Origin of the sequence: Microbacterium sp. (assembly GCF_051860965.1) — a bacterium.
Classification (GTDB): domain Bacteria; phylum Actinomycetota; class Actinomycetes; order Actinomycetales; family Microbacteriaceae; genus Microbacterium.
Genome location: NZ_JBIMKU010000018.1, coordinates 1 through 512, shown reverse-complemented (window position 1 = coordinate 512; position 512 = coordinate 1). Strand labels below are relative to the sequence as shown.

The following is a 512-nucleotide window of genomic DNA, read 5'->3' as shown; positions in this document are numbered from 1 at the left end:
CAGTGGGGCAAGATCATGGCCGCGGGTGTCGTCACGACGCTGCCGATGATGCTGCTCGGGCTCGTCATCCGCCGCTACCTCGTCACCGGCCTCACCATGGGCGCCGTGCGCGGCTGAGAAGAACAAGACGTCCCCCGGGGCGGAACGACAAGGGAGGTCTACGGACCGATGACTAAGGTGGTAGTGTCCGAGGTCTGGAAGATGTACGGCAAGGTGCCTGCCGTCCGCGACCTGTCGTTCTCCTGCAAGAGCGGGGAGTTTCTCTGCGTACTCGGTCCGTCGGGCTGCGGAAAGTCGTCGACGCTCAGGATGCTGGCGGGCCTCGAGCACATCTCGGCCGGCGAGATCACCTTCGATGGCAAGCGCATCAACGAGCTACCGCCGAAGGACCGCGACATCGCGATGGTGTTCGAGAACTACGCCCTCTATCCGCACAAGACGGTGCGCGACAACATGGCGAACGCGCTGAAGCTGCGCGGCATGCCGGGCGCGGAGATCAGCCAGCGGGTAGA

General features: G+C 64.6%; 1 protein-coding gene. It reads left to right on the top strand.

Annotated elements, in window-relative coordinates:
• Positions 1–201 precede the first annotated feature (201 nt).
• The coding region (locus ACTIFV_RS18650) for an ATP-binding cassette domain-containing protein (RefSeq protein ID WP_439594306.1) at positions 202–512 on the top strand (311 nt) is incomplete at its 3' end.